This window comes from Cupriavidus sp. 05N39 (assembly GCF_056397325.1).
The window spans coordinates 19,226-39,777 of record NZ_JBFTNE010000089.1 but is presented as its reverse complement, the minus strand read 5'-3'; the positions used below and the strand labels follow the sequence as shown (position 1 = coordinate 39,777).

The 20,552-nt window shown below is 59.4% G+C and carries 19 protein-coding genes and 1 pseudogene; 5 read left to right on the top strand and 15 right to left on the bottom strand.

Going from position 1 to position 20,552, the window contains the following annotated elements:
* A pseudogene (locus AC1DN0_RS31410) lies at positions 1–123 on the top strand (IS630-like element ISCARN39 family transposase); the annotation flags it as partial.
* On the opposite strand, the gene AC1DN0_RS31405 reads toward AC1DN0_RS31410, so the two are convergent.
* The 13 genes from AC1DN0_RS31405 to AC1DN0_RS31345 form a co-directional block, all read right to left on the bottom strand.
* Entirely contained in the window at positions 86–541 is a 456-nt protein-coding gene (locus AC1DN0_RS31405) for a glycerate kinase (protein WP_441632350.1), read from the bottom strand. The pseudogene AC1DN0_RS31410 and the gene AC1DN0_RS31405 sit on opposite strands and share 38 nt — an antisense overlap.
* Positions 538–2,022 (bottom strand): pyruvate kinase, encoded by a 1,485-nt coding sequence (gene pyk, locus AC1DN0_RS31400; protein WP_441632349.1) that lies wholly within the window; start codon positions 2,020–2,022, stop codon positions 538–540. The genes AC1DN0_RS31405 and pyk overlap by 4 nt, the downstream gene beginning before the upstream one ends.
* A gap of 29 nt (positions 2,023–2,051) precedes the next feature.
* Positions 2,052–3,005: a D-2-hydroxyacid dehydrogenase gene (locus AC1DN0_RS31395; protein ID WP_441632347.1), complete on the bottom strand. Its 954-nt coding sequence runs from the start codon at positions 3,003–3,005 to the stop codon at positions 2,052–2,054.
* Between the two features lie 215 nt (positions 3,006–3,220).
* A complete protein-coding gene (locus tag AC1DN0_RS31390) occupies positions 3,221–4,189 on the bottom strand; it encodes a Bug family tripartite tricarboxylate transporter substrate binding protein (protein WP_441632345.1) in 969 nt (322 codons plus the stop codon).
* A gap of 63 nt (positions 4,190–4,252) precedes the next feature.
* Complete coding sequence (locus AC1DN0_RS31385) at positions 4,253–5,161, bottom strand: HpcH/HpaI aldolase/citrate lyase family protein (protein WP_441632343.1); 909 nt, start codon at positions 5,159–5,161, stop codon at positions 4,253–4,255.
* On the bottom strand, positions 5,158–6,342 hold the full coding sequence (locus AC1DN0_RS31380; RefSeq protein ID WP_477102897.1) for a CaiB/BaiF CoA transferase family protein: 1,185 nt from the start codon (positions 6,340–6,342) through the stop codon (positions 5,158–5,160). Before AC1DN0_RS31380 ends, AC1DN0_RS31385 begins: the two co-directional genes overlap by 4 nt.
* 100 nt (positions 6,343–6,442) lie before the next feature.
* Complete coding sequence (locus AC1DN0_RS31375) at positions 6,443–7,387, bottom strand: LysR family transcriptional regulator (RefSeq protein WP_441632339.1); 945 nt, start codon at positions 7,385–7,387, stop codon at positions 6,443–6,445.
* Positions 7,388–7,680: 293 nt separating this feature from the next.
* Positions 7,681–9,219, bottom strand: coding sequence for a carboxylesterase/lipase family protein (locus tag AC1DN0_RS31370; protein ID WP_441632337.1), 1,539 nt, complete (start codon positions 9,217–9,219; stop codon positions 7,681–7,683).
* 22 nt (positions 9,220–9,241) lie between these two features.
* Complete coding sequence (locus AC1DN0_RS31365) at positions 9,242–10,210, bottom strand: Bug family tripartite tricarboxylate transporter substrate binding protein (protein ID WP_441632336.1); 969 nt, start codon at positions 10,208–10,210, stop codon at positions 9,242–9,244.
* A gap of 65 nt (positions 10,211–10,275) precedes the next feature.
* A complete protein-coding gene (locus AC1DN0_RS31360) occupies positions 10,276–11,616 on the bottom strand; it encodes an NAD(P)H-dependent oxidoreductase (protein WP_477146266.1) in 1,341 nt (446 codons plus the stop codon).
* A 31-nt stretch (positions 11,617–11,647) separates the two neighbouring features.
* Positions 11,648–13,342 carry an IlvD/Edd family dehydratase gene (locus tag AC1DN0_RS31355; protein ID WP_441632333.1) on the bottom strand — a complete coding sequence of 565 codons (1,695 nt, stop codon included), beginning with the start codon at positions 13,340–13,342 and terminating at the stop codon, positions 11,648–11,650.
* Complete coding sequence (locus AC1DN0_RS31350; protein WP_477102896.1) at positions 13,335–14,270, bottom strand: NAD(P)-dependent oxidoreductase; 936 nt, start codon at positions 14,268–14,270, stop codon at positions 13,335–13,337. Before AC1DN0_RS31350 ends, AC1DN0_RS31355 begins: the two co-directional genes overlap by 8 nt.
* The gene (locus AC1DN0_RS31345; protein WP_441632329.1) at positions 14,267–14,650 is read right to left on the bottom strand and encodes a VOC family protein; all 384 of its coding nucleotides are present in this window, start codon (positions 14,648–14,650) and stop codon (positions 14,267–14,269) included. The genes AC1DN0_RS31350 and AC1DN0_RS31345 overlap by 4 nt, the downstream gene beginning before the upstream one ends.
* A gap of 136 nt (positions 14,651–14,786) precedes the next feature.
* On the opposite strand from AC1DN0_RS31345, the gene AC1DN0_RS31340 reads away from it, so the two are divergent.
* On the top strand, positions 14,787–15,701 hold the full coding sequence (locus tag AC1DN0_RS31340) for a LysR family transcriptional regulator (RefSeq protein WP_441632327.1): 915 nt from the start codon (positions 14,787–14,789) through the stop codon (positions 15,699–15,701).
* A 394-nt stretch (positions 15,702–16,095) separates the two neighbouring features.
* Here AC1DN0_RS31340 and AC1DN0_RS31335 read toward each other — a convergent pair whose 3' ends face one another.
* Together AC1DN0_RS31335 and AC1DN0_RS31330 are read right to left on the bottom strand one after the other, a co-directional pair.
* Positions 16,096–16,770, bottom strand: coding sequence for an RraA family protein (locus tag AC1DN0_RS31335; protein WP_477146265.1), 675 nt, complete (start codon positions 16,768–16,770; stop codon positions 16,096–16,098).
* A gap of 111 nt (positions 16,771–16,881) precedes the next feature.
* Positions 16,882–17,814, bottom strand: coding sequence for a LysR family transcriptional regulator (locus AC1DN0_RS31330; protein ID WP_441632323.1), 933 nt, complete (start codon positions 17,812–17,814; stop codon positions 16,882–16,884).
* A gap of 106 nt (positions 17,815–17,920) precedes the next feature.
* Here AC1DN0_RS31330 and AC1DN0_RS31325 point away from each other — a divergent pair, with 106 nt between their 5' ends.
* Genes AC1DN0_RS31325 through AC1DN0_RS31315 form a run of 3 tightly spaced genes read left to right on the top strand, consistent with a single transcriptional unit; the run spans position 17,921 to position 20,456 of the window.
* Entirely contained in the window at positions 17,921–18,589 is a 669-nt protein-coding gene (locus AC1DN0_RS31325; protein WP_477146264.1) for an RraA family protein, read from the top strand.
* The gene (locus tag AC1DN0_RS31320; protein WP_441632319.1) at positions 18,586–19,242 is read left to right on the top strand and encodes an RraA family protein; all 657 of its coding nucleotides are present in this window, start codon (positions 18,586–18,588) and stop codon (positions 19,240–19,242) included. The genes AC1DN0_RS31325 and AC1DN0_RS31320 overlap by 4 nt, the downstream gene beginning before the upstream one ends.
* Positions 19,242–20,456 (top strand): pyridoxal phosphate-dependent aminotransferase, encoded by a 1,215-nt coding sequence (locus tag AC1DN0_RS31315; RefSeq protein ID WP_477102893.1) that lies wholly within the window; start codon positions 19,242–19,244, stop codon positions 20,454–20,456. Before AC1DN0_RS31320 ends, AC1DN0_RS31315 begins: the two co-directional genes overlap by 1 nt.
* The last annotated feature ends 96 nt before the right edge of the window (positions 20,457–20,552 follow it).

Below are 20,552 nucleotides of genomic sequence, written 5' to 3'. Positions count from 1 at the left end.
CTGGCCAACTTCTGCCCACACTCGCTCACCGAACTCAAAACGACCGCCCGCAATCGGCTGCGCAGCGCACAACAACGCGCCAACATCATTGCCGCGTGCTGGAAGCAGGCCGAGTTGTGGTGATGTCATCATTTATACAAGGATCAATAACCCCCCGCGCTGCAATCAATCGCAAGGCTTGCCCGACACCCCGCGTTGTCCGCCTGGCTGGCTTGGCTATGGCATCAGGAAGGCCGACCACTGCTGCCACGTCAAGGATGGCGATGCTCCCATACTCATTGCTGTGACCAAGAAAATAGCGTACAGGCTTCTCCGCATCATTGGCATCGCTAACACATACCTCCTCCCACATGCCAGGCAGGGTTGCCGCCAGAACCTCCGCCGTTCCCTCGCCGCCGTCGGCTATCGGCGCCAGCACGACTTCAGCCTCCGGAACGGCCCTCAGAATCCCCGTACGAATCCGTTCGGCTACATCCGAGGCACCCAGGCTACCCTTGAACGAATCGGGGGCAACCAGGACGCGAAATGCTGCCTTGTTCATGCGGGAACTCCCTCACGAGCAGCCGATTCTGGGGAGGCCGTCCCTGCATTAAGCGCCGAATTCTGGGCCATTGCGATGCGGGCGACATGCACCAAGTTTGTCGAACCGTGCTTGCCGAACGGCATGCCCGCAACAATGACTATTTCTTCACCATCAACGGCGAAGCCTTCAGTCAATGCTGCGTTGCTGGCCACAGCAACCATCTCATCGACATCCTTTACGTCAGGTACCACCGAAGCATGGACGCCCCAGGTGAGGCACATCCGACGTGCGACCTCGAGGGACGGTGTTACACCGACAATCGGAGTTTGCGGCCGCACACGGGCAGCTCGCAACGTCGTGGCACCGGAAGATGTGTAGGCAATCGTGGTCTTTGCGCCGACCGTCCGAGTAATGTCACGAAGAGCACCGCATACGGCATCCTGTCGATTGGACAGCGCAGCGACCTGCTGAGCATCAATCAGGTTGCGATAAAGCGGGTCGGCTTCGACCTCTCGGATAATTCGGTCCATCATCTGGACTGCTTCCCGGGGGTACCGACCAGACGCAGACTCTGCCGAGAGCATCACGGCATCCACGCCGTCGTAAATCGCGCTTGCGACATCAGAAGCTTCCGCTCGCGTGGGCACAGGCGCCGAAATCATGGATTCCAGCATCTGCGTCGCGACAATCACGGGGCGCCCCAACTGCCGGCATACTCGTGAGATTCGCTTCTGTACAGCGGGTACACGTTCGGGCGGCAGCTCAACGCCAAGGTCGCCACGAGCTACCATCACTGCGTCGGCATGCAGTGCAATTTTTTCGAGATGCTCGATTGCCGCCGGCTTCTCCAGCTTCGCAACGACTGTTGCCCTGCCCGCGATTCGTTCCTTTGCCGCCGTAACATCCTCCGCAGTCTGCACGAAGCTGAGCGCAACCCAGTCGGCACCGAGTGCCAGTGCAAATTCCACGTCGGCAATATCCTTATCCGTCAAAGCCGGGATGGGGATGACGGCATCGGGGACATTCACACCCTTGCGCGAAGAGAGGACGCCGCCGGTGATGACCGTGGTCACCAATTTCTCCGATTCAACGGTCTCCACGCGGAGCTGCAGCTTTCCGTCGTCAATCAACAGCGTCTTTCCGGGCTCTGCGCAGTCGAACAGCTCCTGGTGAGGCAAACACACGCGCGTGGCATCACCAGGCTCCAGCGAGCGGTCGAGGACAAATTCCGCACCTTCGACCAGGGTGCTTGGTTCGCGCATCATCCCGATTCGCAGCTTGGGCCCCTGCAAGTCGGCCAGTACCGCGATTGGCCGCCCAGTTTCCTTCTCAACCTGACGTACAAAACCGTAGTTCTGCTGATGAGTCTCATGAGACCCATGACTGAAGTTGAATCGAAAGACATCTGCTCCGGCGACGAACAGCGCACGGATAGCCTCGAGGGATGACGTCGCCGGCCCCAGCGTCGCGACAATCTTTGCTTTGCGGTAGCGTCTCATGGGCTTTGCCTCCTGTGGCAGCTTGTGGGTCAAACCACTACGTTGCAAGGGCTTCCCTGAACGAACGCGGCAATATTGTCGAAGAGCTGGTCGGTCAATCCTTGCACCGCCTCGTCGCTGGCCCACGCGACGTGTGGGGTGAGGATAAAGTTGGGCTCGTCCTTCAACTGTTGGAAGGGGTGGTCTTCGCTCGGGGGCTCCTGGGTGGCGACATCGAAACCCGCACCAGCAACCTTCCCGCTCTTCACGGCGTCTACAAGCGCGGACTCGTTCACCAAGCCACCGCGTGCCGTATTGATGAGCAGCGGACGCTTCTCCATCATGTCAAATTCCGCGGCATCGATGAGATTGCGGGTCTGAGGAGTCAGAGGGCAGTGCAAAGTGATGATGTCGCTTCGGCGGAGGACTTCTTCAAACGGTGTGTACAGTGGCCCCATATCACTGCGGCCTTTGTACGTGGAGATAAGCGGTTGCATGCCCAGCGCTCGTGCAAGTGCAGCAACCGATTGTCCGAGAACGCCATCGCCGATGATGCCCAGTACCGAACCATGCAGGTCTTTGATGGGGTAGTCGAAGAAGCAGAAGGTCCCGGCTTCCTGCCAGCGTCCATTCCGCACGGCATCGTGGTACGCCGTCAGGCTGCGACGCAGCAAAAAAATCAGGGCAAATGTGTGTTCCGGCACCGTATTGACGGCATAGTTCCGGATGTTGGAGACGACAATACCTCGCGCCGCGCACGCCTTGAGGTCGACGATATCGGTGCCGGTCGCTGCTACGGCGATGAGCTTGAGCTTGGTCGCCTGCTCCAGTTGCTGACCGCTGAGCTTCACCTTGTTGGTAATCACCACATCAGCGTCAGCGATACGGCCCGCCACATCCTCGTCGGCCGTCTCATTGTGGAGAACAAGCTCGTGAGAAAACGGGAGTGTCTTGAGCGTCGTCTGAGGGGAGATGGTCGAACGGTCCAGGAATACAATCTTCATCGGAATAGTGCCGGGGTACGGTCTGAGGTGGATTTCGCGCGAGCGTGTTGCGACTCGCCAACCTGAATGAACTGCGGGCGGCATCGCCGCCCGGGTCGCTTCATTTACATGATGAGGGGAAGGCCGAGATAGGAGAACCGCGGTTTTGTTGACCTTCCTTTCCCAAATGGAAAGGGTTATGCGGCCATACCTTCCTTAGCTTCGGTGACTTCCGCTCAGTCGACCGTGGCGCCAGATGCATTGACAATCTTGGCCCACTTGTCCATGTCCGTCTTCAGCATCGCGGAGAGTTGCTGCGGTGTGGCCCTCGGCAAGTCGGCGCCCTGAGCCTTCAGCTTTTCCTGGACCGATTTGTCGTCAAGAACCTTGTCCACCGCATTCGTCAACTTTGCAACGACGTCTTTGGGCGTGCCGTGTACCGCATAGAGAGCGACCCAAAGGTCTCCGTTATAGTTCGGGACAGTCTCGGCAATAGCGGGGATATCTGGTGCAGCGCTGGAACGCTTGGCTGAGCTGACGCCAAGAGCCTTCAACTTGCCCGCCTTGATATGGGAGATGACCGAAGGAAGGCTAGCATAGGCTAGCGGAATCTGATTGCCCAACAGGTCATTGAGCGCCGGGCCCACGCCCTTATACGGCACATGCTCGAGGGAAATGCCGGCCATGTTGTTCAGCATTTCGCCCAAGAGATGATTGAGGGAGCCATTGCCGGCGGAGCCGAACCGGTACTCGTTCGGTTTCTTCTTCGCCAACGCGATGAGTTCCTTCATGTTGTTTGCGGGAAACGCCGGGTTGGCCACCAGAACGTTCGGCACGCTGGCCACGAGCGCGACGGGCTCAAAGTCCTTCACTGGGTCGAACGGAATCTTCTTGTACAGCGCAGGGTTGATTGCCTGGGTACTACTGATGGTCAGCAGAACCGTGTAGCCGTCCGGATTGCTCCGGGCAGCGTACTGGCTTCCGATGTTTCCGCCGGCGCCAGGTTTGTTGTCAACGATGAACTGCTGACCTGTGGACTGGGAAAGTGCGGCGCCGATAATTCGGCCGACGATATCGTTCGTACCGCCGGGCGCCTGCGGTACCACAATGGTTACTGGCTTCGAAGGGTAGTTGTCCGTGGCGGCGTTCGCGAGCGATGCGCCGAAGAGAACGCAGGCAAGCGCCATGCGAACCGGTCGATTCATTTTTGTCTCCTGGGGTATTGCCGGCCCTCTAACGTGGCCGGCATTTCAGTAAATGGGCCCCGCCTATGCGATAGCGCGGTCGCGGACTTCTACCACCTTCTTTGCCATCCGGATGTTCGCGTAGTCCACCAGCTTGCCATCGAGCTGAACGGCACCGCGCCCTTCCAGTTCCGCCTCCGCAAGAGCGGCAACAATCCGCTGCGCGGCAACGTACTCCTCCTCCGAGGGGGTGAAAGCGCGATTGGTGAAAGCCAACTGCAAAGGATGGATGACCTGCTTGCCGTCATATCCCATGGCTGCTGCCTTCAACGCACTGGATTCACTAAGCGTTGCGTCGCGGAAGGCACCACAGGGCCCGTCAATGGCTCGCAACCCGAAGGCGCTTGCGGCAACCAGGATGCGCATCATCGGGTAGGCCCACATGTCGAGGGCAGTGTCCGCGTAGCCGGATTCCGCGCGGGAGGTCATCAGGTACTGCGGATGCGACAGACCGATTTCCACCCCTTTGGCCCCAATCGAGGCGCCAAAATCGCCTACCCCGAAATGCAGCGCCTCGAGGCTTCCTCCGGCGGCAGCGATTTGCTCGCAAAACACCAAGCCCTTGGCCGTCTCAATCATCGCCTCAATGGCGACACTCGTACCGTCCACCTGGTGCTGAATGGCGACGACTTCCTGGGCCGACTCCACCTTGGGCAGCAGCACGCCATTCAGCCTAGTTGCGAACCTCACCAGCGTGTCGATTTCATTCCGCTGGCGGGGCCCAGTGCCGTTCACCCGGACTACGACGACCTTGTCGCCCCAATCAAGTTCGTTGATAGCACGTACCGCAGCTCCGAGGGCCGCGGCCTTCATCGTCTCAGGCACGGCGTCTTCCAAGTCCAGAAATACGGCGTCAGCGTCGGAGCGCGCGGCAGACGTCACCAGCTTTTCCTGGTGGGCTGGCACGGCAAGATAAGTTCGTGTAATCCTCATTTGACACTCCCTGCGGCAGACGCCAAAGCCAGAGCCGCCCCATCCAATCCGAGTTCGGCAAGGACCTGGTTTGTGTGCTCGCCGACCGCTGGCACAGCACCGAGGACCGGCTCGATTCCGTCAATGATGAGAGGCGGCTTGAACACCTGAAGCCGTCCAACCGGGCTATCGACAGTTCGGATTCGGTCACGTTCGTGCAATTGCGGATGCTGCAGGAACTCCGCGACATCATTCAGGCGGGCATTCGCAATGGATGCCATCTCGAGCTTCACGGCGACCTCATCGCTCGACCACTTCGCAAACCGTTCCGTAATCACCGCCTCCAACTCGGCATGATTCGCCAGTCGATGCGGGTTCGTACTGAAGCGCGGGTCAACTGCGATAGAAGCGTCCTCCAGCACCCGAGTGCAGAACGCTTGCCATTCACGTTCGTTTTGGATGCCAAAGAACACTGCCTTGCCGTCTCCGGCCTTGAAGGGACCATATGGAGCGATAGTGGCATGCCGCGCACCAGCACGAGTAAGGGGCGTTCCGCTGTCGCGCGTGTAGTAGGCGGGATAGCTCATCCACTCGGTCATGCTGTCGAACAGTGAGACCTCAAACGCCGTACCCTGGCCTGTACGCTCACGACGGTACAGAGCCATCAGGATGCCATTCAGCGCGTACATGCCTGTGGCGATATCAACAATTGACAGACCGCACTTTGCCTGCGCGTCCGGGGTGCCATTGATGGAGAGGAAACCGGTCTCGCACTGAACCAACAGGTCGTACGCCTTCTTCGAGCGGTACGGGCCAGTCGAACCATATCCGGAGATATCACAAGCAATCAGGGACGGATGGCGGGCGACCAGGCTTTTGGCATCCAGGCCGAGTTTCTTGGCAGCCCCGGGGGCGAGGTTCTGCAGGAATACGTCCGCATTCTCAAGAAGCGCATCAAGCGCACGACGACCTTCCTCGGTCTTGAAGTCGAGCGCGACGCTTTCCTTTGTGCGATTCGTCCAGACAAACTGGCTGGACATGCCCTGCATGACCTTGTCATAGCCGCGAGCGAAGTCGCCTACTTCGGGACGCTCGACTTTGATAACACGAGCACCCCAATCCGCCAAGTGACGCGTTGCCATGGGAGCCGCGATTGCCTGCTCGAGCGATACTACTGTGATTCCATCCAACGGAAGAGTCATGGGGCACCAGCCATCTTGTTGCTTGAGTGGCTAGTGTCGAAAAAACTCGGAGAACCGTAAATAATTGGATTTCGATGGCGGCCGTTCCAGATTTTGATGGCTAGCCCGGCGTGGACTTCTCGGCTGACAGATGCTCAACGAATTGCTGCGCCGCTCGCGGAAGTGCTGCGTAATCGCGATAACCGATTCTCATTTCCAGCCCGGCCCAGTCATCCAGCAGGGGAACTATACAAAGCTCGCCCCTATTGTGCTTTGCAGCAACCGTGACGTCGGTCATGATGCCGATGCCGACCCCCGCCGACACCATGGTTCTCATGGCGTCAAAGCTTGTCACTTGGAGTCGAGTTCGAATTGTTCGCTGGAGTGCTTCAGCCGCCTGAAGGGATAGTCTGTGAATCATGCTGCCCTCATGGAAGGCAACATGAGCGAAGTCCAGGGTCTCCGCGAACTGCACGCTTGGCTTGTCGGCAAGGGCATGCCCCTTCGGAACGACAGCCACAAGGCGAGCCGAGCGATACGCTGCTGTCTCGAGTCCGGCATGAGGTGTCTCAGCCCAGAAGAGGCCGACATCGGCCAAGCCGTCCTTCAGCGACCGCACGATGTACGGACTGCTCCACTCCTCCAGACGTACCTCAACCTGGGGATAGCGATTGAGGAAAGCGGGAAGGTCCTGGTCCAAGAAGCCGACTATCGACGTACTATTCGCGTAAACCCGAACATCCCCTTTCGTACCCTCGCTGTATTGGCTCATGTCGGCACGCAGGCGCTGAAGCAAGTCGACGATGCCCTTCGCATACTCGACGAGCTCAAGGCCTGCCGCTGTCGGGCGAACGCCGCCGCTGTGCCGGTCGAGGAGCCGCGCTGACAGCGCGTCTTCGAGGTCGCTAATCCGCTTGCTGACAGCCGAAGCGGCCATGAAATGCCGCTCTGCGGCGCGCGCCAGACTTTGCTCCTCAACAACCGTGAGAAAGATGGTCAGGGTGATGGGGTCTATCCGCACAGTCTTGTAGCCAATGGGGAGATACGAATCGATAGAAGCAAGCATAACCGAATCGGAAACCTAGCCCGACCAACCTTACTGAAGAGCGAAGTCTTGTTCCGATTGACGCGGCATGCTGCACGCGTGTGCAGCCACCCCTCTTCTTTCTTGGGGGTAATGTCGTCGTAGGATGGTGAAAGGAAAGGCGTGTGGCGAAAATTGACCGTTCGTCAACACGCCTTTCCGAAAAAGAAATCCGGACGCGTAGAGTCCTGTCTCCGCCGTCCGCGCTGGTCTAGTGCTGGCGCACTCCAGTCTGCAAAAAAGTTTCTTTGAACCCGACGCAGGCTATCAGGTGACTATTGACCTCGGCCGCTAGCGTAATAGTCGCGCACAAGGTCCAACCTCCCACTCTTGAATCCGCTTTCGGCATGTACCGAGTCCGCGAAGTCCAAATACGCCTCATGTGGGAGCTTAAAGGGTGGCCATGCCACGTGCTCGGGACTTCCGGGTACCCCGGTCTTTGCAAAGCTCACCCATGCATCCGCCATTGCAACTGCGACCTTCGAGTCGGTGTTGGTGAATGGAGGCTTCTTTCCGCGATGCGACGCGGAGAGATTGTCGAAAGCGTACTGAAGCTCATCACCATGCACCGGCGCTGCCTTGCTGTCGTTCCTGTGCCGTGAGAACAAGTATCGGTAAGCGGGAAGTCCTGCTTTCGCATACGCGCGAAGGAGTTCGCGCGTGCCGAAGTTGAACTGCGTATCGCTGTACATATCGGCGGTGGCTTTGTAAATTTGACCTTCAGACTCCACGCCATACTCAGCCCTGGCTCGCGACTCAAATCCACGGAAATTCTGGTCCAAAAACGAAAAGTAGCGTTCGACGGTCGGCTGCAAGAAGCTCTTCGCTGCTTTGCCGCCCTCGTCCGCGTTACTACCAACCAAAATCGGGATGTTGGGCAACGCTCCAGAGCCGATTGCCTGATAGTCAGGCCGGGCAACGATATCCCCGTCCTGTACGAGGCTAATCATCGCAGGCGCTGTCATCCTGCCATCGGACTTCGGCCCCTTCTTCTGCAGCTCGACTAGGTCTTTGCCAGAGAGTTTGCGCAGCGATTTGAGGTCACCATATCTCGCACCGAATTCCTGTGCCTCTGCCTGCGTAGCCTGCGGCCGCATCACGCCAACGCTTTGCATGATGGCCTGCTGGAAGAGTCCTTTCGACTTCGGGGACAGCAGCAGTGTGCTGATGGAATGTGCACCAGCAGATTGACCAAAGACGGTCACCTTCGCCGGGTCCCCTCCAAACGCTGCAATGTTTCGCTGGACCCAACGAAGCGCAGCCATTTGGTCCATCAGACCGTAGTTTCCGGAAGTGTGCGTCGGCGACTCTGCGGCAAGGCCAGGATGCGCCAGGAATCCCAACAAGCCAAGACGGTAGTTGATGGTGACAACCACGACACCCCTACGGGCAAGTGCTTCGCCATCGTAGGTCGGATGCGAACCCGAGCCGTATCGAAAGCCACCACCATGAATCCAGACCATGACAGGGAGCTTATCACTAGCAACCTTTGCCGGAGTCCATATATTCAGACGGAGGCAATCCTCACTCATTCCATTGCCACGCAGTTCGGGATACTCCGCAGGCTGCGGGCAATCGGGACCGAAACGACTTCCATCCAACACCCCCTCCCACGGTTGGGCTGGTTGAGGGGGTTGCCACCGCAATTTACCTTCCGGCGCCGCCGCATATGGAATGCCGCGATAGTTCTTCACGCCTTCTCCGATGCCGGAGACCGCTCCTGCCTCGGTCTTCACGACCTCAGCCGCTGATGCCGCCGAAGTGAAGACTGCGAGTGCTCCCGCTGCCGCTGCTACCAGGTGCGCCGCCTTCATTGCTGCCTCCTCAGAATTTTTCTTATTCAGCCGTGATGTTTCCGTCCTTGATTACCTTCGCCCAGGTAGCGAGTTCCTGAGACACAAACTTGTCGAGCGTAGGAGGGTCCATGTAGGCAGCGAACCCACCCTGCTCTTCAATCTTCCGCCGATAGTCCGGGCTGTCGACAATCTTCTTAATCGACGCGGACAGCCTGTTCACGATGTCGGGCGGCGTTCCCGTCGGGGCAAAGACGGCAAACCAGGATTCGACTTGGTAGCTTGGCAATCCCGCTTCGGCAGAAGTCGGAACGTCTGGCATCGACGGATGGCGCTTCGGTCCGGTGTAGGCCAGAGCCTTGATTTTTCCTGCTTTCACCTGGCCAATCACCGACGGAGGTGTCGTCACGAAAATATCGACCTGGCCGCCAATGAGGTCGCTAACAACGGGACCTGCACCCTTATAGGGAACGTGCGTGACCGGCACTTGCGCTTGCTTGCCGAACACGACGCCGGCGATGTGCTGGATAGAACCGTTGCCCGACGATGCGTAGAACAGGCCTCGATTGTCTTTTTTGCCGAACGCAATCAGGTCCTTGAGGTTCTGAGCCGGAATCTTCCCGCTTACCGCTACCACATGGGGGGCGCGCATCACGAGCGCCACGGATACGAAATCTTTAGGCTTCCAGCGTGCCTGGGGAAATAGCGCCGGGTTTCCGACGTGATATCCCGAGTACTGCATGAGGAGCGTATAGCCATCCGGCTTGGCTCGAGCTACCGCTTCCGTGCCGATGTTGCCGCTTGCACCGGGACGGTTCTCGATGACGATGGGTTGTCCCAAATCCTTGGCAAGCTGCTCGCCAATAAGTCGCGCAACGATGTCTGTTGACCCGGCGGGCGCGCTCGGGACAATCATCGTGATGGGCTTGCTCGGATAGGCGTCGGCGGCGAATGCCGGCAATACCGTGGTGAGCAAGAGCGCCGTCACGGAGGCTTTCACGCTCCAGTTCATCTTCTGTCTCCCTTTTGGTTATTGCCGGGACGGGGGTGCCGTCCCGGTTCTTTTGTTGGTTTCCTTTACTTCTGGAACAGTGCTTCCATTTCCTTGCGGACGCGGTAGGCCGGCTGCTCAGCGTCGATGACTACGTCTTCCCACGTCAGGGACTGGTCTTTCTTGACGTCGCGACGCAGCTTCATGTGATGGGCCAGGCCAAGCGGCAGGCTGCCAAGGCGCAGCGACTCCTGAGCAGGGAACAACTTGCCGAACACCGTGTAGCCGCCCTCGCCGTCCAGCATCTCACCAGCCTTCAGGTCGCGCTTCGCAGTGGCAACCACGTCCGCATTGAAATGCTGGCCAACGCCGGTCGGCTCGCGACGCAGCCCGACGCTCGCCACGGAGATGCCAAGCTCCAGGCCGATGAGGTGCCATTTCTTGTACTGCACCATGCAGCGGCCATCGGGGTCGGTGAAGACCTGGTATTCCTTGAAACAGCGCTGGATGTAGTCCGTCGGTGCTTCGACGCAGACCCACACACCCTTGCGGATGTCATAGCCGACAGAGCTTCCGTCGGGATTCAGCGACGACACCACGTCCACCACGCCCTTGGCCGACAGCACGCCACCATCGGACTTGAGGCGCATGACGGTCGGAATCTTTTCGACAGACGCTGGTGCGAAGGTGATACCTTCGGCTTGCACCTGGAGGCCAGTGGCATTCGCGATGGCGGTGCTTTCGATGGCCGGCTTGGAGCCGTCAAGGAAGGCATTAAACATCTTCGGGTTCATCCCGCCGATTCGCGCCTGTTCGGCCGTCACGCCCCAGTGGTCCCAGACCGTATCAGGTGTGGATTCTCGGAACTGCGGCAGCCACTTGTGACCGCGACCAGCCGCGATGATGGGGAAGCCACAGGTACGCGCCCAGTCGACCAGTTCGCAAGCCAAGCCCGGCTGGTCGCCGTAGGCCAGTGAATACACCACGCCTGCCTCGCGGGCACGATGCGCGAGCAGCGGGCCGCAGAACGCATCGGCTTCGACCGTTACATTGATGACATGCTTGCCATGCTTGAAGGCCGCCAGACAGTGGTCGACAGCGGCAATCGGGTTGCCCGTGCATTCGATAATGATGTCAACGCCGGGATGTGCCACAAGCGCTTCCCAGTTATCGCCGACGTGCGTCGTGYCCTTGCTAACGGCGTCGTCGAGCGAGGCTGCGGTTGCGCGGCCGGATTCCCAACCCACACGTTCAAGGCTGGCATGCGCGTTTGCCGGATTTAGGTCAGCAATACCAACCATGTGAACGCCCGGCGTGCGGGGCACTTGCGCCAGGTACATCGAGCCGAATTTCCCTGCGCCAATGAGGCCAACGCGCACGGGTTTTCCCTGCTCGGCGCGAGCGAGCAACTGAGGATAAAAGTTCATGGTCAATCAAGTAAGGAGGTAACGAACGGTGTCAGCTGCGAGGCTGGGCGAGGAAGTCGAGGTCGCAGCCTTCAGGGGCTTGCGTCACTGTGCGCTGATAGAGTTCCTGATAGCCACCGCGCTTCTGGGGCAGCGGCTTGCGCTCCGTAAGACGGCGTTCGATTTCCTCAGGCTCGACCAGCAAATCGATGGTCTTCTGCGACACCGAGAGGCGAATCCGGTCGCCGTTACGCACTGCTTCCAGCGGTCCGCCCGCAGCGGCTTCTGGAGAGACGTGCAGCACGATGGTGCCGTAGGCAGTGCCGCTCATGCGAGCGTCCGAAATACGCACCATGTCCTTCACACCGGCCTTTGCAAGCTTCGAAGGAATAGGCAGATATCCAGCCTCAGGCATGCCAGCAGCTAGAGGGCCGGCGTTCTTCAGCACCAGAATGTCGTCCGAATTGACGTCCAGGTCTGGCGAATCGACACGGTTGGCCAGGTCTTCCAGGCTTTCGAAGACCACCGCGCGGCCTTCGGTCTCGAACAGCGAAGGCGTGGCGGCAGCGCGTTTGAAGATGGCACCGTCCGGTGCCAGGCTGCCGTGCAGGGCAATCAGTCCACCAACTTCGCTAACCGGCTTGTCGAACGCACGGATGACTTTGCGGTCCACCCAGCCAGCCGGTTCGTCCAGACGCTCGCGCAGCGTCCGGCCATCAATGGTCAGGCAGTCCAGGTTCAGTAACGGGCGCAGCTCGCGCAGCACCGCACCCATACCGCCTGCGGCATGAAAGTCCTCCATGTAGCCCTCTCCCACCGGCTTGAGGTCGACCAGCACCGGCGTCTCGTCCGAAATCTCGTTCAGCCGCTGCGGGCTAATGCGGATGCCGAGGCGGCCGGCAACGGCCGTGAGGTGGATGATGGCGTTGGTGGAGCCGCCCAGCGCCATCAGGACGCGGAAGGCGTTCTCGACCGACTGCTCGGTCATGATTTGCGAAGGCAGGATTGGCGAACGCGCCAGTCGCACTGCAGCCCTTCCGCTCTCTTCAGCGGCGACCAAACGTTGCGAGTCAACTGCAGGAATCGCCGCGGTACCTGGCAGCGACATGCCGAGTGCTTCCGCAATGCACGCCATCGTACTGGCGGTACCCATGACGGCACAGGTTCCGGCTGTGGTGGCCAGACGCGTTTCGACCATCTGGATTTCTTGCTGGTCAATCTCTCCGGCGCGGAACTTGCCCCAGAATCGACGGCAATCCGTGCATGCGCCCAGCCGCTCACCCTTGTGGCGACCCGTGGACATCGGGCCAGTCACCAGTTGAATGGCCGGGCGATTGGCAGAAGCGGCGCCCATCARCTGAGCCGGGACAGTCTTGTCGCAGCCGCCAATCAGCACGACGGCGTCCATCGGCTGGGCCCGCACCATTTCCTCGACGTCCATCGACATCAGATTGCGGTACACCATGCTGGTCGGGTTAAGGAACACCTCACCCAGCGACACCGTGGGGAACATGCGCGGCAAGCCGCCTGCAGCCAACACCCCGCGCGATACCGCTTCCACGAGTTGCGGCATGTAGCGGTGACAGTTGTTGAAATCACTCGGCGATGCCGCGATACCGATAACCGGCTTCGACAGCAGTTCCCCCGAGATGCCCATCGAATGCGCCATCGAGCGGCGCAGATAACGCGCGAAATCCCGGTCGCCGTAGTTTGTCAGGCCATTGTCAAGGCCAAGCGGTTCAGCCATTTTCTTTCTCCGTCTGGGGTGCTGCGGCGCTGAACTGCACGGCAAGCATGTCTTCAAAGAAGCGCGTCATCGCGCCCTTGTCGCTGGTGCCGTGGCCGGCCAACAGACTCATCTGATAGGTAGCGGTGGCTGCAGCGAGCACCGGCATGGGGATGCAGTGGCGCGCGCCAAGCTCGGCGGCACTAACCAGGTCCTTGTAAGCCGCCTTGAGCGGATAGCCGTCACTGAAGTGGCGTGCGAGGATGCGCGGCAGGAAGAACTCCGACGCGTAGCTGCGCCCCGTGCCGCTGTTGATGACCGACGCAATCTTTTCCGGGTCAAGTCCCATGCGTCGCGCCATGGGAAGAATCTCTGCAAGAGCTGCGCAGTTGATGTCGAAAAGCAGCTGATTCACGAGCTTCGTCAGCTGTCCGCTGCCGGCGTCACCCATATAGAGGATGTTGTTGCCCATCCGTTCGAACCATGGCCTCACTGTTTCGAACGTCTCTTCGGCGCCTCCGCACATGACAGTCAGCGTGCCGGCTTCCGCGCGCGATTGCATACCCGACACCGGCGCATCCAGGAAGGCGATTCCGGCAGCCGAAAGACGAGTATGGATGTCCATCGTGGCACCGTGCTCCATGGTGCTGGTATCGACGACGATAGAACCGGGGCGCAGCAGTGATGCCAGGCCGCCGTCGCCGAACAGCACGTCGAGTACTGCTGCAGTGCCCGGCAAACTCAGGAACACAATCCTGGCGTCGGCCAGGCCGGCCAAGGTGTCGGCCGTCGTAGCGCCTGCTGCCTGCAGTTCGGGATATGGGTCCTGTACTTTTGACGTGACACGCAGGTCCGTATCGGCGTGAATCAAGTTCAGCGCCATCGGCTTGCCCATCTGGCCAAGACCCACGAAGCCAATGATGGTGCGGCCGGATTTTTCCTGGGTCATGCGTCGGCCCTCTCGGAGATTTCAATCAGGTTCAGGTCGGGGTCGCGCAGGTAAATCGAACGCAGGCGGTAGTTCGCGCCGGTACGGGCGACCGGCCCTTCGATAATGCGGGCGCCCCGCGCATTCAGTTTCGCGATGACGTCATCCAGTGGAATCGACGCAATGAAGCACAAGTCCAGCGCGCCAGGGACCGGCAGGTGGGCCTTCGGTTCGAACTCCCTGCCCTTCTCATGGAGATTGATTTTCTGCTCGCCGAACTTGAATGCCTTTCGGCCTTCGCCAAATGTCTCAAGCGTCATCCCGAGGAGCCCGACGTAAAAGTCGACGCAGGCCTCCTCGTTGCTGGTGGTCAGGACAAGATGGTCCAAGTGATGAATCACAGATTGTCTCCTTCTTGCATTTTTGCGAATGACCTGACTGTATGCGGGCTGAAAGTGCGGGAGGAATTCCTAATTTCGCATGCGTCCTTCGCATTTTGCGAAGACATGGGTCGCAGTGACCTGCTAAGATTTGTCCATGTCACAAGACCTCATCAACCCCGCTCGTGTGGATTTCGTCACATTGCGTCTGTTTTGCGCGGTAGCGCAGACAGGCAGCATTACGAAGGGGGCGGAGCGATGCAATCTAGCGCTGTCGGCCGCAAGCCGGCGCATCTCGGACTTTGAAGCGGCCTCGAAGGCAATACTGTTGGAGAGGACAGTTCACGGGACTCGGCTGACTCCTGCTGGACACGTGGCGCTGCAACACGCGATGCGACTGTTCCAGGGGTTCGAGCTCTTCAGCAATGAGCTGAGCGAATACTCGAACGGCTCACGCGGCCATGTTAGGCTTTGGGCGAACATGTCCGCCCTGGTCGAGTTTCTTCCCTCTGCTCTGGAGCGCTTCCTGCACCTTTACCCTGACACACGAGTGGAGGTCGAGGAGCAGCTTAGTGGCGACATCGTGCGCGCGTTGGTGGAAGGGATGGCCGACGTGGGGATATTTGTCGAAGGTGCGCCGACCCACGGGCTAAACGTACTCCCCTATCGGACTGACCGATTGGTTGTCCTTTGCTCCAAGACCCATCCCCTAGGCAAAGTGGACGAAATCGACTTTCGAAGCTGTCTTTCTTATGACTTCGTGGGTCTGAATCGCGGAAGCTCACTGCTCAACACCATCTCGACCGCGGCGCATGACATCGGCTTCCCTTTGCGGCTGCGCGTTCAAGTTCGAAGCTTTGACGCCATGTCCGAAATGATAGCTTCGAATCTGGGGATTGGCGTACTCCCCCTCGGAGCATGCTTTCGAAAGCTCGAACCCCTGGGCTTGAAAGCTATACGGCTCGTGGACAGCTGGGCAGAGCGAAGGCTGCTCATTGCCACGAGCGCCTCCCGCGCTTTGTCAGGCTCAGCTGCACTTCTCGTCGAGCATCTAAGTAAGACGACCGATTGAACTGCTAACGGTCGGTAAAGCCACTCTGCTTCACGACGGCCGCTCAACACCAGCGCGCCGCTGCGTGCTTGACCCATTGCGTCATCCCGCCACCTCCGGCTGGCGCGAATTAACAAATGACTGAATTCCGTATGTCTCGCCGGCAGTTTATCGCGCTGCCGGTGGCCGCCGAACGCCTGGCTCTGCCTTCGATTCCCGTATTCGTGCAGAGTGATGAGCGCCAAGTTTCCCATCACCTTCGGCCACGAGCCAAGCTACATGTTGGTGACAGACTTGCGCATTGACGACCATATAGCGCGAGCCCCTAACCAGATTGAGCTGATGGCCTCAAGTTACTGCGAGAGGTTCCCGCTCGGGAGGCGAACTGAATCACCTCCCTTTCTTCAACGCTAAATTAGTACAGGCCGTGAGGCTCAAGCACCTTGCGAAGCCACTCCTGCTCCCTCACACCGCTTGCGATTTCTGCCATGATTTTCTGCTCGTTCTTCGCGGTTAGGGTGACTGCATCCAGCAAAGCGCCTGCCTGAGACACAGGGAATGTGACTACGCCATCCTCATCTCCAACAACGACGTCACCTGGAGAGACAATCTGGCCCCCAATCGACACCGGCGCGTTCATGGAACCCGGCCCCATCTTGTAGGGTCCTCGATGGCTGACGCCCCTCGCGTAACACGGGAAATCTGCCTCATAGAACGCAGCCGTGTCGCGGATGGCTCCATCCAGAACAAAGCCGGCGCAACCCCGTTCCGCCGCGTATTGCATGATGAGCTCGCCCACGAGCGCGTTCGTACAGTCGCCGCCGCCATCGACGACCAAAACGTGGCCGGGTTGCAACTCCATCAACGCCTTGTAAATCAACAGATTGTCACCCGGTYGAGCCTTGACCGTGATGGCCGTACCGACAAGCTTGCGGCTGCGGTTGTATCGCTTCAGCCCTGTTACGCCGGACAACCGCTGCAGGTTGTCGCTGATGTGCGGAGTGACCACGTTTCGGAAAGCCTCGATAACTTCGGCAGGCGCGAGGTCTGGAACGGGATTAATTACTAGGTTGGATGTTGCCACAGGCATCTCCTGGAAAGGTCGCGGTGATATGCGAACTCTCCGGCAACGCCTCACTTCTGTAAATTCCAAATACCGGATGGATTTGATACGCCAAACCTATGGTTAATCTAGTTGGCCCTATCCCGCCTGGCGTGGCTGAAGTGACTTCGACGAGGCCACTTTTCCACTCGAAAGGATGTCGATGGCGGCTTCAACTGCAGGGCTCTGCCTGCTCTTCGACCAGGCCATCGCGGTGGTGACGACATTGACGGCCTCCTTTAACGGACGAACAACCACGCTCTCGGGTGCGGCCTTCTTCATAGACGATGGCACGAGCGCAATACCTTGCCCACAGCCAACAAACGCCACCTGAGTAGCAACAGTTCGTACTTCGTGGAGTATCCGGGGCGAAAAGCCGGCAGCGCGGCAAGTTGCGATGATACTGTCGAAGTACGTCGGACTGACCGCGCGAGAAAAGATGACGAATGGCTCCTCAGCGAGGCTAGCGAGACGAACCCTGGGCATGTCCGCGAGCCTGTGGGTCTTCGGTAGAGCAACGGCTAGCCGGTCTTGTTTCAGTGGAATGGCGCCAATTGTTGCCCCCATGTCGCCTTCGAGTCGCGCGAAGGCCAAGTCGATGTCGCCCCTCTCCAACGCAGGTACCGCGTCGACGCTGTCAATCTCCCTAACCGAGACGGTCAACTGAGGAAATCTCTTCCCCAATTCATCAATCAAGCCGGGCAACGTATCGACCAGCGCCGACGAGATTGCGCCAATCGTTAGCACACCCGTGCTGCCGGTAATTGCCTCCTGCACTGCGAGTTCGAGTCGGTTCAGCTGCTCCACGAACTTGCGAACTGCCGGGAGAATTGCCACCCCAACTGGAGTCAGAGTCGCGCCCTTCCTGCCGCGCTCGAAGAGCTTCACTTTAAGCGCCTGTTCCAACACCTGAATCTGCTCCGTCAGCGGCGGCTGGGACATTCCAAGCCGCTTCGCGGCACGCCCGAAATTCCCTTCTTCAGCCACCGCGAGGAACAGATAGAGATGCCGAACAAGCCTGAAGTTAATCATGACGATTGATAGGTTTGGCGTATCGAAAGGTTACTGGATTCGGAATTTACATTTGTAACTCTAGCGCCGACAGTATGAACATGGCAACCCCACACACTCTCTCATCATGAGTACTCCTTCACTGCTGGACCGCCTGGCATCGCTCGACACCAATACGGTTTCGGATGCCCTCGACTTCCTCAATCTCCCCGGTGCGACCTTTGGCATTCGCCCGCTTTGGGACTGCCCCAAGATTGTGGGTCGCGCGAGCACGATACAACTTGGCCCCAAAACTGATGCCAAACCTACCGTGCATCTCATCACGCCGGTAGTCGCCCAGATTCAGACTGATGACCGCATTCTGGTAATCGCCGGCGGCATCGATGGCATCTCTTGCTGGGGTGACATCCTGGCCAACGCGGCGGCARCGAAGAAGGTGCGGGGCTCCGTCATTGACGGTGTTAGTCGCGACATTGAAGGTAGCGAATCCATCGGATACCCCGTATTCGGCCGCGGCGTCACGATGATTAGCGCGCGCAACCGCGTGGTGCAGGTCGACTCCGGCAAGCCCGTCAAGTTCGCGGGTGTGGTGGTCAGCGAGGACGACTATGTCATCGCGGACCGTTGCGGCACCGTCTTCGTCCCCGCGAGCCGAATCGAAGAAGTGCTCGACTTGGGCGAGCGCATTGCGCGTCGTCAGGACGGCATGGTGCAGGCCGTGCGTTCTGGACGCTCTGTCGAGGAAGTCATGCACGACAAGGAATTCGAAGCCATCAACAGCAAGGAAGCAAAATGACTGACAAGGAACTGGTAGCCCTTTTCGAGGGCCTCGACACCCCTGGCGTATCTGACGCGATGGACCGCCTCGGACTTCCCGGTCAATGCCTGGATATTTCCCCTCTGGACAACTACCGCAAGCCTGTGGTCGGCCCCGCCTTCACTGTCAAGTACGTGTCGGCTAGCACGCCTCCAGGTACTGTCGGTGACTTCATCGACGACGTGCAACCCGGCGACATCGTCGTCATCGACAACGACGGCCGCACCGATTGCACGGTGTGGGGCGACATCATGACGCAGTACGCAGGCGCCCGCGGCATCGCCGGAACCGTGATTGACGGCGTTTGCCGCGACGTGACCAAGGCGCTCGGCGACGGCTATCCGCTCTTTACGCGTGGTCGATTCATGCGTACCGGCAAGGACCGCGTGCAGGTTGAATCCGTGAACACGCCCGTGTCTGTGGGAACCGCCCGCGTTTGTGCTCGCGACATCGTCGTGGCAGACGCCAATGGCGTTGTCGTTATCCCGCGTGAGCGTGCAAAGGAAGTCGCTGAACTTGCACGCAAGATTGAGGTCGTCGAATCGCAGATTCGCGAGCACATTGCCAACGGCAAGACGCTGGGTGAAGCCCGTGAAGCTCTTGGCTACCACACCTTGCAGAGGAAGGCGTGATGGGAGCCGAGCAACAGCGCTTAAACGTGAATCTTGCCAACGCCCAGCCGTCGGCCACATACCGCATGATGGACCGCGTCGCCGCCAAGCGTGCGGCCGGTGCGAAAATCATCTCCCTGAGTGCCGGAGAGCCCGATTTCGACACGCCGGGTCACATTTGTGAGGCGGCTATCGGCGCCATTCGTAGCGGCTATACTCGCTACACTCAGGTCGCCGGACTGCGCGCCTTGCGGGAAGCAATCGCCGAGAAGTTCAATCGCGAGAACGGACTCGATGTCAGTTGGCAAGACACCATCGTCTGTTCGGGCGGCAAGCAGGTCATCTACAACGCCCTCGCCGCCACGTTGAACACCGGTGACGAGGTCATCGTTCCCGCTCCGTACTGGGTGAGCTATCCCGAGATGGTTCAGCTGTGTGGAGCCACTCCGGTGGTGGTACAGTGCGGTGCCGACGTGGGCTTCAAACTGACGCCTGACGCGTTGACCAAGGCTATCACGCCTCAGACGCGCTGGCTGATTCTCAACTCCCCGTCGAATCCGACCGGCGCCGTCTACTCGCAAGCAGAACTGGCCGGGCTGGCAGAAGTGCTGCTGGCTCATCCCCACGTACTGGTGCTGTCTGACGACATCTACGAGCACCTGACCTTCGACGGTGAAAAGTTCCATACGATAGCCCAAGTGGAGCCGCGCCTCCAAGACCGGACGCTGACGATGAATGGCGTATCCAAGGCGTATGCCATGACGGGCTGGCGCATCGGCTTCGGTACCGGGCCGGCATGGTTGCTCGAGGCGATGGAGAAGCTGCAAGGCCAGCAAACCTCTGGTGCGTCCTCAATCTCGCAGCACGCTGCGCTCGCCGCTTTGCAAGGCCCTCAGGATTTCATCTGCGACTCGAAGGCCGTATTTCAGGCGCGGCGAGACATGATGGTGGACCTGCTGAACAATACGCCGGGACTGAGCTGTGCTGTACCGGGCGGTGCGTTCTACGCGTTTGCATCTTGCGAAGGTCTGCTAGGCAAAACCACGCCCGCCGACACGCTGCTCCGCACGGACGAGGATGTTGCCCTCGCCCTGCTTGAAGAAGCCAATGTCGCCGTGGTGCACGGGTCGGCCTTCGGGCTCGGCCCATACATCCGCATCGCATACGCGCTGGACAACGATTCGCTGCGTAAGGCCTGCGAAGCCATTCATCGGTTCTGCCTGTCTCTTAAGTGAGATTGGAAGTAGGGTCAGCAACATCGCTGCCCCTACGTCGCGACACGACAATACAATCGTGCCGGCCGAACGGTCGCACCGATTGGAGGAGACCGT